We start from the raw sequence: 13,817 nt of genomic DNA, 5'->3' as shown, positions 1-13,817 counted from the left end.
GCTTTCTCCATTCCATTATTGCCAGGGTGTCAGTGAGCCCAGCACTGCTTGTCGAGATGCGCCGGTAACGGCCGGTATGTTCCCCGCTAGCCTTTCAATATGCGCATGGGCAAGCCATGCAAAGGCCATGGCCTCTACTGCATCAGGAGATAAACCCAACTCGGCTGTAGATTGTACCTGCTGGTCGAGATGCTGACTTAACCGTTGCATCAAATATGTATTGTATGCGCCGCCGCCACATATAAATACTTTACTTGAAGCAGACGTGTGTTTTATTGCATCGGCAATGGTTACGGCCGTCAGCTCTGTCAGCGTGGCTAACACGTCCTGATGCTCAGGCGTTGTCTGCAGACGCTCGATTCTATGACGCACCCAATCGAGATTGAAATATTCTCTGCCGGTACTCTTGGGCATGGGCTTAGCAAAATAATCATCCTGTAGGCAGGCATCGAGCAGCATCTGATTGATACGCCCGGATGCGGCAAACACACCGTCCTTATCATAATCCTGAGCACAATAGTTTTGCATCCAGGCGTCCATTAAGCCGTTGCCGGGACCACTGTCAAAGCCAAGAACGTCGGTATTGGAACGATGTGGCAACACTGTCAGATTGGCAATGCCACCTATATTAACGATAACGACATCCTGCTGCGCAACGTGACGGGCGAAAAACGCATGATGAAAGCCGGGTGCCAGGGGAGCTCCCTGGCCCCCTAAGGCCATATCCTTGCTGCGAAAGTCACTAACAACATCGATACCGGTCAGCACTGCCAAACGACTTGCGTCGACCAATTGTAATGTAAAGGGCATGTCAATGTCGGGGCGATGGCGGACAGTTTGACCATGACAGCCAATCGCTTTTACTTCACGAGCATTAATCTGATTTTTTTCTAGCAGGTGTTGGATGACGGCAGCATACTCGGCAGCGAGCTGTCCCTGAGCCCGCCCCATCTGCTCAATCTCATCATCTGATGTAGCGCATAGTTGCAGAAGTGTGTTGCGCAAGGCCGGCGAGAATGGCTTACTCACATAGTCTTCAAGCTCACTTGTGTCACCGCTGAATCGGGCTAATGCCACGTCGATGCCATCTAAGCTGGTGCCTGACATGAGTCCGATATAATACATAGAACGGCGCTAGTTCATCGCTAGCATAATGCGTTTGTTGGTATTCAATTGCTGTAGTCGACGCTCAGCCAGGAGTTCAAATGCGCTACGCTCACTGGCATCGATAGGTTCAGCTTTGGGGAGCTGTACAGTGCGTGGGTTGCGATGCACACCATCGACCAGAAATTCGTAATGCAAGTGCGGACCAGAGGCAAGCCCGGTCGAACCAACTGTACCTATAACTTGTCCCTGCTTGACGGTATCGCCAACTTTTACCATACGCTTGGTGAAGTGTAGATATTTGGTCTGGTATTTTTCGCCGTGTTGGATGAACACGTGATGGCCATTGAACCTGTCATAGGATGAACGTATCACTTTGCCGTCACCTGCCGCCATGACAGGTGTGCCTCGGTTTGCCGCGTAGTCAGTGCCGCGGTGCGCTTTCCAGCGCTTTTGGACCGGATGGAAACGCTTGGTAGTGAAGTTTGAACTGATGTAAGAGAAGTTTACAGGCGCCCGCAAGAAGCTCTTACGCATGCTACGCCCTTCTGGCGTGTAGTAGTTGCCATCGGTATAGCGAATAGCGCGATACTCGTCTCCCTGATTGACAAACTCTGCTGCAACGATGTTGCCGTAGCCAACGAATACGCCTTCTGCATATTGCTCTTCAAACACAACATTAAAGGTGTCGCCTTGTCTGATCTCAAGGGCGAAGTCGATATCCCAGCCAAAGATGGCCGCCAGGCTCATGATCTGATTATCGGTCAGGCCTGCCTCTACCGCTGCGTTCCAGAAATTAGACCGAATTTCACCCTGCGCGTAAGAATAGCGATGTTCTACCTCTTTGCGCTCGATATTGCTGACATAGCCCGTGTCTTGTTTATCTATGATTAACGTTTCAAGCGCGGAAAGCGGATACATCAGAGCGGAAAACTGTTTTTGCTGGTCTAGTGCGATGTGGATTTTGTCGCCGGGCATGATTTTGAGAAGTCGCTTGGCATGTTCACCTGCACGGCTCACCTCATGGGTTTCTTTAGCAGACAAACCTGCGCGTTTGAATACTTTGGCCAGACTGTCACCGTTGCGCACAGTGTAAACCTGCCACTCAGGTTCGTCATCAACCACAGGTGCATCAGTAGTGGGAGCAAGGTGTTGCAGCTTGATATCTAACGGATAGCGGGTATTAGGCTGTAACTCAACGGCTGACGTATGCTTAGATGCTGATGCGTCATCTGAAGGTAACAAAAGACTCACCAGGAATAGCCCTGCGGCGGCACTAAGCATCCATTTGTGCGGTTTAGGCAATTGTTTTAATGTTTTAGCAACCACGTTTCTGTACAACTCAACTCCGGCTCATCCAGCAGAATATAACGATTTGTGGCGTATTTCCAGTGACATTTAGGGCCTCGTTCAGAGCAGGATAACGACAAGCAAATGTTTGATTTTGGTGATTTCGGATAATTTTGGCTGACAAACCCTTTGCTTGCTATGGTCTGATAAGTAAAATGCCGGGTTCTTTATACACCTTGGGACTGAATATGAGCGATTGGCAAGATGCGTTAGCCGAGATAAAACGCGGTGCAGAGGATATTCTGGTTGAGCAGGAACTGATTGATCGTCTGAAAGCCGGCAAGCGGTTAAAAGTCAAAGCCGGATTCGATCCCACAGCGCCGGATCTACATCTTGGCCATACGGTACTGATCAACAAGCTCAGAGCATTTCAGCAGCTAGGCCACGAAGTGATATTTCTGATCGGCGACTTTACCGGTCTGATTGGTGATCCTACTGGCAAAAACGTCACCCGTAAGCCCTTGTCCCGTGAGCAGATCAATGCCAACGCTGAAACCTACAAACAACAGATTTTCAAAATCCTGGACCCTGAAAAAACCACCATCCGCTTTAATTCTGAATGGATGGACAACATGGGCGCGGACGGACTGATTAAACTGGCAGCCCGTCAGACTGTTGCGCGAATGTTAGAGCGAGATGATTTTAAGAAGCGCTACGCGAATGAACAGCCAATTGCTATTCATGAGTTTCTCTACCCTCTGGTTCAGGGCTGGGACTCGGTAGAATTGCAGGCCGATGTTGAGCTTGGCGGCACCGATCAGCGCTTTAACCTGCTGATGGGCAGAGAGTTGCAGAAAGAAGAAGGACAGGCCCAACAGGTCGTTCTGATGATGCCGCTGTTAGAGGGGCTGGACGGCGTGCAGAAGATGTCCAAGTCACTGAATAACTACATTGGTATTACGGATGCACCGAATGACATGTTTGGCAAAATCATGTCGATCTCCGATGAATTGATGTGGCGCTACTATGACCTGCTTAGCTTCAGACCGCTGGATGAGATCGCCACATTGAAATCTGAGGTGCAAAAGGGTGCCAACCCGAGAGATGTGAAGATTGCGCTGGCGAAAGAAATTATTGAGCGTTTCCATTCGCAAGAAGATGCAGAGAAAGCCCATCAGGATTTTATTCAGCGTTTCCAGAAAAACGCGATTCCGGATGATATGCCGGAGTACAGCTTCACGCTGGGTGAAGGTTGGGGGCTGCCCGCGCTATTAAAAGAAGCGGAACTGGTGGCGTCTACCTCTGAAGCAATGCGTATGATTAAGCAAAATGCAGTCAAAATTGACGGTGAAAAAGTCGCTGATACCAAACATCAGATCACCGAGTCGGGCACTGCGGTTTATCAGGTAGGTAAACGCAAGTTTGCGCGCATCACGCTCAACTAGCCGGTCAGTTTCTGCTTTAACGCCAACCAGTTATAAAACAATGATAATGCCGGTCGCCGCGCCCATGGCAGAGGGAAGCGCGGCAGCGGCTGCGCATAGATAGGCAAGGCTGGCAGCGCGTTATCATCCATTATCCAGCGGCCAAGCTGTTGACCTGCATAACAGGCGTAACTTACGCCAGATCCGCAGTATCCCATTGACACATAGGTCTGACTTTGCTCGTTCTTCCACAGGCGAGGGTGGTCGTCCAGCGCAATACTGACCCAGCCACTCCAGAAGTAATTAACGTCAATGTGGCCGAGTCCTGGTAAGGTCTGGTGTAGTGCGTGGGTCAATGAATCTTTGTAGCGCTGATCCTCTGCTAAGGCCCCTGTCACTGCACCCCGTCCACCAAATAATAACCGTCCATCAGGCAGCATCCGGTAGTAGTACTTCATTGGCCGGGTATCCATCACCAGTAGCCCCTCGCGAACGGCAATGGCTTGTTTCTGCTCATTGTTTAACGGTGCTGTCACGATAATACTGGACAGCACCGGAAACTGGCGATGTTGGATTTCTGCGTGCAGGTTTTTACCGCTATAGGCATTGCTGGCGATAATGACTTTGCTGGCTTTCACTTTACCATGAGGCGTTGTCAGAGTGTGCCTATCCCTTGCTGAATGCCAGTCAATAACCGGCGTCTCAGTGCAAATATTGACACCTGCAGATTGCGCAGCATGTGCCAGGCCATGACATAACTTAAGCGGATTGAGTCCCTGACTTGCCGGCTGGAACAGACCACCGTGGGCAAATGGAGCACGTATGTATTGGCTTTTCAGCGTATCAGCATCTATAAACATTTTATTGTGCTGGGCAAGAGAGCGCAGTGCCTGTGCCTGTGTGGGGGAATGCGCGATACGTAAGTAGCCTCCGCGGGTCAGGTCACAGTCGATCTGATATTCGTCGATTAGGTCGTAAAGACTCGTTAGCGCCCGGTCGTATTCGCGCTGCACGCCATTTGCCACTTTGCTGCCCCAGCGCTTCTGCATTTGTGCAAGACTGAGACGCCCACTACCGGCTAACGCGAACCCTGCATTTCTGCCTGCGCATCCCCAACCCGGAGAGACGGCGTCCAATACCATAACCTTTGCATCAGAGTGTCTGGCCAGATGCAGCGCGGCAGATAACCCGGTATATCCTGCCCCAATAATCGCGACATCAACATCCTGAGAGCAGCTCATAGGTGAAGAGGGCCAGGCGGGGCAGGTGTGTTGCCAGTAACTGCCGGTTGCGGAAGCAATAGGGACTTTGTCCTTTAACGGATCGTACATGCTAGAAAGTAATGATCATTTCAGCGGCAGTACAGTGACATAGCTCACCGCAAACAGGGCACAGGTAACCGTCGTGAATAGAATGCTCTTGCCACTTGTTAGGGTGTTCTCTAACCAGCCTGCCACCGCAGCGGGTGAAATATCTGAACGCGCTATTACCGGGACTGGCCAGCCAGATGTGCGCCAACCCAGCCTGACTGCCCTGTTGTTTGAGTTTATCTATCGACAATGATAGCAGTGTCGAGCCTATACCATGGCCCTGTAAAGCAGGCGACACGGTATTGCACTTAAAGTACGCGACATCCTCGATAGGTACACCCCATGCTGACGGGGTGCACCATTTGTCTACCGACCAGTTGCCCGCCGCCTGGGTCAGACGAAACCCAACAACGTCATCGCCCTGAAGCGCAACCCAGCTCACATTCACACCGTCTTTTACGCTTGCTTTATGTAGTGCCGTCAGACCATCATGGTCAAGATAATTATCGCCATGTACGAAGTTAGCGAGCGTTAGCAAGCCTTCGTAATGACATTCACCTAAGGGTTGATAATCAATTTGCATGATTTTTTTTATTTGAAGTGTGGTAGCCACAGGTATCAAGATGGACGTCTAACGCTTCCACTGAGATGCGAATTTCTCGGACCGACAGCCACAGTGAATACATCAGGCAGACCAAACTGGCAGCGAAAATCCAACTGCCCACCGTCTGGTATTGCAGATAAATGCCCAGCATTGCCACTACGCACAGGAAAAAACTGACAGCACCGGCTTCCTGCATGCGCTTGATCAGCTGAATTCGTCGCCGTAAATTGCTGATTTGCTGTTTAACACCCGAGTCTTCATCTTCACCAGCAAAGTTTCTGATCACCGATGCCAGCGTTAAAAATCGGTTCGTGTACGCCAACAATAACAGTGAGATTGCCGGGAATAACATTGCCGGTGTGGCGAGATCAATTTGCATCGTGGCAGCCCGAGTGGTTTATAAATGCTCAGGGGTAATGTATCGCACTATGACGTTGGACAAAAAAATTATTTCTCCAACGGTAATTCTGCTTCTTGCCACTTCAGCATATCGCCTTCAAGGTGTTGCACCTGACTGAAGTTATTCTCAAGTAACACATCAATCGCTTTGCCAGCTCGATAACCAGACCGACAGTACACGACGACCTGCTTATCCTTGTGCGACAGGATCTCATCCAGTCGCTCGGCAATTTCTGTGTGCGGAATATTAATTGCACCAGGTACGTGACCTTGTGCATATTCATCCGGCCCTCGTACGTCGAGGATCAATCGATCGTTGGCATCTTGTGCAAGCAACTGCTGGGCAGTAATGTCTGGCACGCCAGAGGCGCTTGCCCAGACGCTAACGATGCTGAGAAGAGAAATAAACAAACGTTTCATAACATTGCCTCAAGGTAAAAAAGGGAGCCATCGCTCCCTTCGTCGGTGTTGCTACTACATTTAGTAACGATAGTCGTCAGATTTAAACGGACCATCCACAGAGACGCCTATATACTTGGCCTGCTGCTCAGTCATGCGTGTTAATACACCGCCAAAGCCTTCTACCATGTAGCGAGCGACTTCTTCATCAAGCTGCTTGGGCAACACTTCCACGCGCAGCAGTTCAGCCTGCTTATCGGCACTTTGTGATGCAAAAGCTTGTCCGAACAGGTGAATCTGAGCTAGCACCTGATTGGCAAACGAGCCGTCCATAATGCGTGACGGATGGCCGGTGGCGTTACCCAGGTTGACCAATCGCCCTTCAGATAGAAGCAGTAAATGATCGCGTTCTTCATCAGAGCGATAGATTTTATGGACCTGGGGTTTGATTTCTTCCCAGCGCCAGTTTTTACGCATGTAGGCGGTATCAATTTCGTTATCAAAGTGGCCGATGTTACACACCACTGCGCCGGCTTTTAGAGCGCCAAGCATGTTTGCATCGCACACATTGACGTTGCCCGTGGTAGTGACCAGCAGGTCAGTGTTTTGCAACAACGCAGTGTCTACGTCTGCGGCGTTGCCTGTGTTGTTGCCTCCTTTATAGGGAGAAACCACTTCGAAACCATCCATACAGGCTTGCATTGCACAGATAGGATCAATCTCAGTCACCTTAACGATCATGCCTTCCTGTCTGAGCGACAGTGCCGAGCCTTTACCTACGTCACCGTAACCGATAACTAATGCTTTTTTACCTGACAACAAATGGTCTGTGGCACGTTTGATCGCGTCATTCAGACTGTGTCGACAGCCATATTTATTGTCGTTCTTGGATTTGGTCACCGAGTCGTTAACGTTAATGGCTGGCACCTTCAATGTGCCCTGTTCAAGCATGTCCAGCAGACGGTGTACGCCTGTGGTTGTTTCTTCGGTGATGCCGTGCACGTTTTCCAGTACCTGCGGGTACTTGTCATGTAGCATTTCAGTCAGATCACCACCGTCGTCCAGTACCATATTGGCATCCCATGGCTTGCCATCCTTGAGGATAGTTTGCTCTAGACACCATTCATACTCTTCCTCGGTCTCCCCTTTCCAGGCAAAGACCGGTACACCTGCCGCAACAATGGCGGCCGCCGCGTGATCCTGAGTTGAAAAGATATTGCAAGAAGACCAACGTACCTCTGCACCAAGCGCCACCAGCGTTTCAATCAGTACGCCGGTTTGTATGGTCATGTGAATACAGCCGAGGATTTTAGCGCCTTTCAAAGGCTGTGAGGCGCGATATTTTTCGCGGATCTTCATCAAAGCTGGCATCTCACTTTCAGCGATTGTCAGCTCTTTGCGACCCCAGTCGGCCAGCGAAATATCAGCGACTTTGTAGTCTCCAGTCGCCATTACGTGGTTTTCTTGATTCATGTATACAGTAGCCGTCATAGTTGTTTATCAGGTTGAGGCTGCGACGCAGCACGACAATTTGTACGTAGTATAGTGACTTCGGTTCACAGACGATAGTCACCTATCCAATCTCAGATATCGGCGGTGTATGACTGTGCTTGATGAATACTGTCGCAAAGCTGCTCGATACCCTCAACTATTCTTGGCGTGAAGCGGTGCAGTAGGTCTGGATTGACGGTGATAAGAGGTACATCAAGCAGGTCCTGCCAGCGGCTCCAGAACTGTTGATGTTGCGCTGCGGGTTGGTGACTTGCGGCGATGATGACGTCAGGTTGACGGCGCACAACCTGTTCGACTGACACTTGCGGATAATCGACTTCAGCATCGCTGAATATCTGCGCTGCATTGCAAAAATGCAGTATATGACTGGCCCAGGCATCCGGACCAATCGACATCAATGGTGTAGACCATAGATAATAAAATATGCGTGATGGCGGTAATTGTGCGTAACGTTTTGTCACGCTACTGAGGTTGTCATTTAGTGTTTGCGCGATAGTTATCGCCTGTGATTCTGTCCCCAGTATTTGTCCAAGCTCTATCAGCTCCAGACCAATATCTTCTGGTTTCTGCGGGTTGGAGGAAAATACGGTAAAGCCCAACTGCGTAATTCTGGCCAGATCCTGTGGCTTATTGCCACCTTGCCAGGCGACAACGATATCTGGCTGTAACCTGATCAGCTGTTCAAAATTTACGCCGTTGGCGTCTGCTACTATGGGCAGCTGCGCTGCTTCAGCGGGGTAGTCACTGTATGCACTGACGCCTACTACCTGTTCACCTAATCCAAGTTGAAACAACCACTCAGTGGTATGGGGAGCAAGGCTGACGATGCGTTGTGCGCTGGCAATGCTGCTGCAGCAAGCCAGCAGGCAGCACAGCAGCGATATGAAGACATTGCGCATTGTCATAGATGGCGAGCACCATAATGGATAGCGCAAAACAGCAATACCAATACAGCGCAGACCATTTGCATACGCAGCACGCTCTGAAGCCCTCTGTGCAAATCGGAAAACACCACTTGTCTGGTGCCGCCCACTTTTGACAGTCGTTGTTTTATGCCGTCATAAAACGCCGGGCCACCTAGTTCTACTTCCAATGCGCCGCCGAGTTTTGCAAGCAGCTTCGCACGTAAACAGGGAGCCGATGGTTTGCGACTTGATAATACGCCACGAGGTGATCCTGCGATAGCTGCAATAAAAACAGCCACATGGTTCGGCAGCCACTGCAGCAAGTTGACGGTCCATCGAATAGGCGCGCCGTACTGTATAAAACGTAGCTGTTGGCGATTCCACATCTGTGCCACTTCATACAACATGCGATAGCTGAGCGCAGCAACAGCGCCAAACAGCAGGTACCAGAATACCGGCGCGATGACCTGGTAGCTGAATCGCAGCAGCATGCTTTCTAGCGAAGCTTTGCCAATGCCCAATGGCGAAAGTGTGTTTGTCTGGCGCAATACAAACGTCGACAGCAGATCTCTTGCCAGCGATTTGTGCTCGTGCTCAAGGGCGTGAATGATGCGTTGCATCTGTCTGCGACAGGTTCTGAATTCACAAGCAAAAAATAACACAATCGCGTCGAAAAGATGGGGAAACTCCACTACATGGGTGAATAGTGCCACGATCAGGATAAGCGGTGTCAGCAGAACGATAAAACCCAGTGCGCCGGAAATTCTCTGCTGCGAGACACTGCGTTGGGTACTGGGATGCACCCTGGCAGCCATTCTGTCAGCCAGAATACGAATGATAGTGAGCGGATGATAACGGGCGCTGATGGGTAGCATCGCTTCGGCGATGAATACCCCGATGATCACCCACGCCGGAATCAGCGTGGGGTGAAGCCAGAGTTGCAAATCTGGCGGGTTCAATTACACCGCCTCGTTTGCCATTTGTTTGATCATTGACATTACCAGTTCGGCCGAATGTTTAGCTGCAATATCAATATAACTCTTAAATGACATTGTCGAGGTTTTTCCGGCGATATCTGACAGTGAGCGTATAACCACAAACGGCGTGTCCAGCATGTAACATGTTTGTCCGATCGCGGCGCCTTCCATCTCTACAGCACGCATGTCCGGAATTAACGAACGTAGTCTGGATGCCGCTTCATCACAACCAATAAAGCTGTCGCCGGTGCAAATCAGGCCACGTTTACTTTTTACGTGAACCACATCTTGGGCAGCTTTTTCTGCCGCCCGGATCAACTTTTCTTCACAAGGATACAACGCAGGCATGCCGTACACCTGACCAAGCTCGTAACCAAAATGGGTCACGTCAACGTCATGATGCTGCACGTTTTCCGCGATGACCAGATCGCCGATATCCAGATCTTTATCAAAGCCTCCGGCCGAGCCAGTATTCACCACATAATCTGGCGCAAAACGGTCGATAAGCACGGTCGTGGCAACGGAGGCTGCGACCTTACCGATACCACATTTGACTACGACAACGTCTGTGTCATGAATTTTTCCAGAATAAAACTGTAGATGGGCGTACTCGGATACAGTCACGTTGGTAAGCTGTTCTTTGAGCAGCAACACCTCCTGATCCATGGCGCCCAGAATGCCAATTTTCATCGTTTATGCGTACCTAATCTAAATTCGGCGCGCAGTGTATACGCTTATGGGCAAGAATGCATGTCGGATCGCTGGATGCGATCCGGACAGGTAACATTTGAGCGTCAGGCGGCAACCGGTCGTGAAGAGCGAATCGGTCTGGTTGGCCGCTTTTTATCATTCATCTTGGGTGTGGGGGCATCCAGTGCTGGCAAGCTGGTATCGACGCGTCTCAACGGCGCCAGCTTGGCATCAATCACACCACGAATATCTTCCACTGTGTAGCCTGATTTAACCTTGATACGCACATGTGGGATCTTCGCTGCATCCAGCGTACCGCTGATAAACCAATCACGATTGGTTTTGTATCCCTCTTTTCCAGCGTTATGGACTAAATCAATGGCCACGATGGGGCTCATGTCTGTACGTGAGCACAGCACGAAGTCCAGATGTTTGCCATTGGCTCTGGACAGTGCAACTTTGCCCTGTTTTTTATTGGTCGACTGACGCAGGCTGATAATGTCCGTGAGCCTGACCCGACACATGATGCGGAATTTGTTTCCGACCGCTCTTTCCAACAGTTCAAGGAAGCTGCGTTCAACGGGAGTGAGCAACTGTGTTCTGCGTTTAAAGGGAAAAGACAGACCCTGATCGCTCAGTTTGATGGCGCCGATGGCAACCACAATCAACAACATCATTAAAATAATGGCGAGTTCCATTTGTCTACCTCGTAAAATCAACGACAAAAATTTGACGCTTTGAGTGTGTTTCACGCGTCTATATGGAACTGAGCAAACTTGGTGCCAGCTAAGCACTGGCTGGCGGAAATTATTTGATCAGAATATCGATCTGAGCGCCATCGCCATCGGCAGAGATGACCACAATCTTGTCCTGATTATCGGTAGTCAGCACGGTGCGTCCTTTGACACTGGCTGAGGTGAACGTGAAGTTGTTTTGCTGGCTGTAGAAATCCGCAGCTTCAGAAGGCAGCACATCCGCGTGATAGACCAGACTGGCAGGGACCGTATCGTCAAAAGTCTGACAAAGTCTGGCACTTTGGTGCAAAGGCAGGTCATGAAACGCACTCGGACACGTTTGCGTTTCCATCTGTGCAGACGCTGCGTAGCTTGCCAATAGACATAGTGCAGTAAGTGAAGATGCGCGACACGTGGTGCTCATTACCAATCCTGTTTGTGATTACCTATCCATCAATATAGAGTGTCAAACAGGCATGGGCAAGCAGATGGCTACGCTTTAAGGTATGCCGGCTGTCAGTGAGGTATTGATGTTCAGACACTATTTGCGCCTGATGATTTTCGGCGCGGGGCTGCTAGGCGGTATTCAGGTGCCAGGGTTCATCGACCAATATGTTAAACGGGTAGATGCGCAGTGGCGCGAATCACAGCAAAATTTGTCAGGCTTTCAGGACACCGCTGACCGTTATTTTGATGGCAGTCTGCTGCGCCTGATTGCACATTATCGAAGCAGCAAGGACCGCGTGTTTGTCAGCGATGCGGATAATATTGAAAACATCATGCTGCGTAATCAGCGACTAAAGACACACTTAACACAACTCGATGCGCCCTTAGTGACTCAAATATGGGTCATTGCCAGCAATGCTGATGTTGACATTCTACAACGTACGCGTGAAGTCTATAGCTATGTGGTGCTGCTTACGCCTGAAGCGGTCGCCGTTGGGCTAATAATGGCATTGCTGTTTGCTGTATTAGGTGACGGCTCAATCTGGATAATGAAGATAGCAATCACAGGGCGACGCAAACGTTCGCCCATGATTAGATAGTGACTATACACCCAGATAATCGAGAATGCCGTCAGCTGCTTTGCGGCCTTCGTCGATGGCCGTGACAACGAGGTCTGAGCCACGCACCATGTCACCACCGGAGAAGATCTTCGGATTGGATGTCTGGAATGGATACTTGCCCTGCGCCGGGGCGCGCACGCGGCCTTTTTCATCCAGTACGATGCCATAGTCAGAAAACCAACCGGCCGGACTGGGTGAGAAGCCAAAGGCGATAATCACCGCATCGGCCTCAAGCACGTGTTCTGAATCCGGTACTTCAACCGGTCGGCGACGCCCCTGTGCATCAGGCTCTCCCATTTCGGTTTTGACCAGCTTCACGCCACAGGCTTCGCCCTTGTCGTTCAGCACGATATCCAGCGGCTGCAGATTAAACTGAAATTCGACACCTTCCTCGCGCGCGTTGACGACCTCGCGACGAGAGCCCGGCATGCTTTGCTCATCACGACGATAAGCGCATATAACACTCTCAGCACCCTGGCGCACAGAGGTGCGCACGCAGTCCATCGTAGTATCGCCACCGCCAAGCACGACAACGCGTTTGCCGCGCATGTCGATGTATTCAGACGGATTTTTTTCCTGTCCCATCACGCGCTTGGTGTTAGCAATCAGGAAGGGCAGGGCTTCATACACGCCGGGTGCAGATTCATGTTTGAAGCCACCTTTCATGGCGGTATAGGTTCCCATGCCAAGAAATACGGCATCATAGTCGTCCATCAGCTGCTGAAAGGGTATGTCTTTACCGATCTCGGTGTTCAGAACGAACTCTACACCCATTTCAGTGAAAATCTGTCGACGTAACTGCACCACCTCTTTTTCCAACTTAAACGATGGTATCCCGTAGGTCAGCAGCCCGCCTATTTCCTCATAGCGATCGAACACCACGGGTTTGACGCCGTTACGTACCAGAATATCGGCACATGCCAGGCCTGCCGGCCCCGCACCCACGATCGCGACTTTCTTATTGGTTGGAATAACGCCGGACATGTCGGGACGCCAACCCATTTTAAAAGCGGTATCGGTGATGTACTTTTCGATGCTGCCAATGGTGACGGCACCAAATTCATCGTTCAACGTACATGCACCTTCACACAGGCGGTCTTGTGGGCAGACGCGCCCGCAAACTTCAGGCAGACTGTTAGTCTGGTGAGATAACTCTGCTGCTTCAAGGATTTTCCCCTCGTTAGCCAGGCTCAGCCACTGTGGGATAAAGTTATGTACCGGACATTTCCACTCACAATAGGGATTTCCGCAATCCAGACAGCGGTCTGCCTGTCCCTCAGTCTGTGACTGAGAGAGAGGTTGATAGATTTCACCAAAGTCTGATCTGCGCACAGAAATCGGCTTTTTCGGTGGGTCAATGCGTTCAACATCGACGAACTGATATACGTTTTTTGCCATCTCG

General features: G+C 50.5%; 15 protein-coding genes. 2 read left to right on the top strand and 13 right to left on the bottom strand.

Annotation, left to right across the window (positions count from 1 at the left end; translation table 11 throughout):
* Positions 1 to 15 precede the first annotated feature (15 nt).
* Together G441_RS0108260 and G441_RS0108255 are read right to left on the bottom strand one after the other, a co-directional pair.
* Positions 16 to 1,125: an anhydro-N-acetylmuramic acid kinase gene (locus G441_RS0108260; protein WP_034474716.1), complete on the bottom strand. Its 1,110-nt coding sequence runs from the start codon at positions 1,123 to 1,125 to the stop codon at positions 16 to 18.
* Between the two features lie 9 nt (positions 1,126 to 1,134).
* Positions 1,135 to 2,433 carry an OapA family protein gene (locus tag G441_RS0108255; protein ID WP_026375911.1) on the bottom strand — a complete coding sequence of 433 codons (1,299 nt, stop codon included), beginning with the start codon at positions 2,431 to 2,433 and terminating at the stop codon, positions 1,135 to 1,137.
* Between the two features lie 209 nt (positions 2,434 to 2,642).
* Here G441_RS0108255 and tyrS point away from each other — a divergent pair, with 209 nt between their 5' ends.
* Positions 2,643 to 3,839: a tyrosine--tRNA ligase gene (gene tyrS, locus G441_RS0108250; protein ID WP_026375910.1), complete on the top strand. Its 1,197-nt coding sequence runs from the start codon at positions 2,643 to 2,645 to the stop codon at positions 3,837 to 3,839.
* On the opposite strand, the gene G441_RS0108245 is transcribed toward tyrS, so the two are convergent.
* The 10 genes from G441_RS0108245 to G441_RS0108200 all read right to left on the bottom strand — a co-directional run bounded on the left by G441_RS0108245 (position 3,836) and on the right by G441_RS0108200 (position 11,772).
* Positions 3,836 to 5,149 (bottom strand): NAD(P)/FAD-dependent oxidoreductase, encoded by a 1,314-nt coding sequence (locus tag G441_RS0108245; RefSeq protein WP_026375909.1) that lies wholly within the window; start codon positions 5,147 to 5,149, stop codon positions 3,836 to 3,838. The genes tyrS and G441_RS0108245 overlap by 4 nt on opposite strands.
* Before the next feature lies 1 nt (position 5,150).
* Positions 5,151 to 5,711 carry a GNAT family N-acetyltransferase gene (locus G441_RS0108240; RefSeq protein ID WP_034474715.1) on the bottom strand — a complete coding sequence of 187 codons (561 nt, stop codon included), beginning with the start codon at positions 5,709 to 5,711 and terminating at the stop codon, positions 5,151 to 5,153.
* Complete coding sequence (locus G441_RS0108235) at positions 5,701 to 6,111, bottom strand: DUF2721 domain-containing protein (protein ID WP_026375907.1); 411 nt, start codon at positions 6,109 to 6,111, stop codon at positions 5,701 to 5,703. The genes G441_RS0108240 and G441_RS0108235 overlap by 11 nt, the downstream gene beginning before the upstream one ends.
* Before the next feature lie 68 nt (positions 6,112 to 6,179).
* Complete coding sequence (locus G441_RS0108230) at positions 6,180 to 6,551, bottom strand: rhodanese-like domain-containing protein (RefSeq protein WP_026375906.1); 372 nt, start codon at positions 6,549 to 6,551, stop codon at positions 6,180 to 6,182.
* Positions 6,552 to 6,611: 60 nt separating this feature from the next.
* Positions 6,612 to 8,003, bottom strand: coding sequence for an adenosylhomocysteinase (gene ahcY, locus G441_RS0108225; RefSeq protein ID WP_026375905.1), 1,392 nt, complete (start codon positions 8,001 to 8,003; stop codon positions 6,612 to 6,614).
* Between the two features lie 110 nt (positions 8,004 to 8,113).
* The gene (locus tag G441_RS0108220) at positions 8,114 to 8,947 is read right to left on the bottom strand and encodes a cobalamin-binding protein (RefSeq protein ID WP_026375904.1); all 834 of its coding nucleotides are present in this window, start codon (positions 8,945 to 8,947) and stop codon (positions 8,114 to 8,116) included.
* Positions 8,944 to 9,906: a cobalamin biosynthesis protein CobD/CbiB gene (locus G441_RS18265; protein WP_051275433.1), complete on the bottom strand. Its 963-nt coding sequence runs from the start codon at positions 9,904 to 9,906 to the stop codon at positions 8,944 to 8,946. The genes G441_RS0108220 and G441_RS18265 overlap by 4 nt, the downstream gene beginning before the upstream one ends.
* The gene (locus G441_RS0108210) at positions 9,907 to 10,614 is read right to left on the bottom strand and encodes a 5'-methylthioadenosine/adenosylhomocysteine nucleosidase (protein ID WP_026375903.1); all 708 of its coding nucleotides are present in this window, start codon (positions 10,612 to 10,614) and stop codon (positions 9,907 to 9,909) included. It lies immediately after the preceding gene.
* Between the two features lie 104 nt (positions 10,615 to 10,718).
* Positions 10,719 to 11,312: a DUF2726 domain-containing protein gene (locus G441_RS0108205; RefSeq protein ID WP_026375902.1), complete on the bottom strand. Its 594-nt coding sequence runs from the start codon at positions 11,310 to 11,312 to the stop codon at positions 10,719 to 10,721.
* Positions 11,313 to 11,421: 109 nt separating this feature from the next.
* Positions 11,422 to 11,772 (bottom strand): hypothetical protein, encoded by a 351-nt coding sequence (locus G441_RS0108200; RefSeq protein ID WP_034474714.1) that lies wholly within the window; start codon positions 11,770 to 11,772, stop codon positions 11,422 to 11,424.
* Positions 11,773 to 11,878: 106 nt separating this feature from the next.
* On the opposite strand from G441_RS0108200, the gene G441_RS0108195 reads away from it, so the two are divergent.
* Positions 11,879 to 12,394, top strand: a complete 516-nt coding sequence (locus tag G441_RS0108195; protein WP_026375900.1) for a DUF2937 family protein — start codon at positions 11,879 to 11,881, stop codon at positions 12,392 to 12,394.
* A 3-nt stretch (positions 12,395 to 12,397) separates the two neighbouring features.
* Here G441_RS0108195 and G441_RS0108190 read toward each other — a convergent pair whose 3' ends face one another.
* Positions 12,398 to 13,813, bottom strand: a complete 1,416-nt coding sequence (locus G441_RS0108190) for an FAD-dependent oxidoreductase (RefSeq protein WP_026375899.1) — start codon at positions 13,811 to 13,813, stop codon at positions 12,398 to 12,400.
* Positions 13,814 to 13,817: the final 4 nt, after the last annotated feature.

The sequence above is a fragment of the Aestuariibacter salexigens DSM 15300 genome, from assembly GCF_000429145.1.
Lineage (GTDB): Bacteria > Pseudomonadota > Gammaproteobacteria > Enterobacterales > Alteromonadaceae > Aestuariibacter > Aestuariibacter salexigens.
Note: the sequence above shows the minus strand (reverse complement) of the source record. Positions and strands in the feature narration are given on the sequence as shown.

Coding starts and splice junctions, on each gene's coding strand:
- G441_RS0108260 (WP_034474716.1), bottom strand. CDS start 1,125: ATGTATTATATCGGACTCATGTCAGGCACCAGCTTAGATGGCATCGAC.
- tyrS (WP_026375910.1), top strand. CDS start 2,643: ATGAGCGATTGGCAAGATGCGTTAGCCGAGATAAAACGCGGTGCAGAG.
- G441_RS0108245 (WP_026375909.1), bottom strand. CDS start 5,149: ATGTACGATCCGTTAAAGGACAAAGTCCCTATTGCTTCCGCAACCGGC.
- G441_RS0108240 (WP_034474715.1), bottom strand. CDS start 5,711: ATGCAAATTGATTATCAACCCTTAGGTGAATGTCATTACGAAGGCTTG.
- G441_RS0108235 (WP_026375907.1), bottom strand. CDS start 6,111: ATGCAAATTGATCTCGCCACACCGGCAATGTTATTCCCGGCAATCTCA.
- G441_RS0108230 (WP_026375906.1), bottom strand. CDS start 6,551: ATGAAACGTTTGTTTATTTCTCTTCTCAGCATCGTTAGCGTCTGGGCA.
- ahcY (WP_026375905.1), bottom strand. CDS start 8,003: ATGAATCAAGAAAACCACGTAATGGCGACTGGAGACTACAAAGTCGCT.
- G441_RS0108220 (WP_026375904.1), bottom strand. CDS start 8,947: ATGACAATGCGCAATGTCTTCATATCGCTGCTGTGCTGCCTGCTGGCT.
- G441_RS0108210 (WP_026375903.1), bottom strand. CDS start 10,614: ATGAAAATTGGCATTCTGGGCGCCATGGATCAGGAGGTGTTGCTGCTC.
- G441_RS0108205 (WP_026375902.1), bottom strand. CDS start 11,312: ATGGAACTCGCCATTATTTTAATGATGTTGTTGATTGTGGTTGCCATC.
- G441_RS0108200 (WP_034474714.1), bottom strand. CDS start 11,772: ATGAGCACCACGTGTCGCGCATCTTCACTTACTGCACTATGTCTATTG.
- G441_RS0108195 (WP_026375900.1), top strand. CDS start 11,879: ATGTTCAGACACTATTTGCGCCTGATGATTTTCGGCGCGGGGCTGCTA.
- G441_RS0108190 (WP_026375899.1), bottom strand. CDS start 13,813: ATGGCAAAAAACGTATATCAGTTCGTCGATGTTGAACGCATTGACCCA.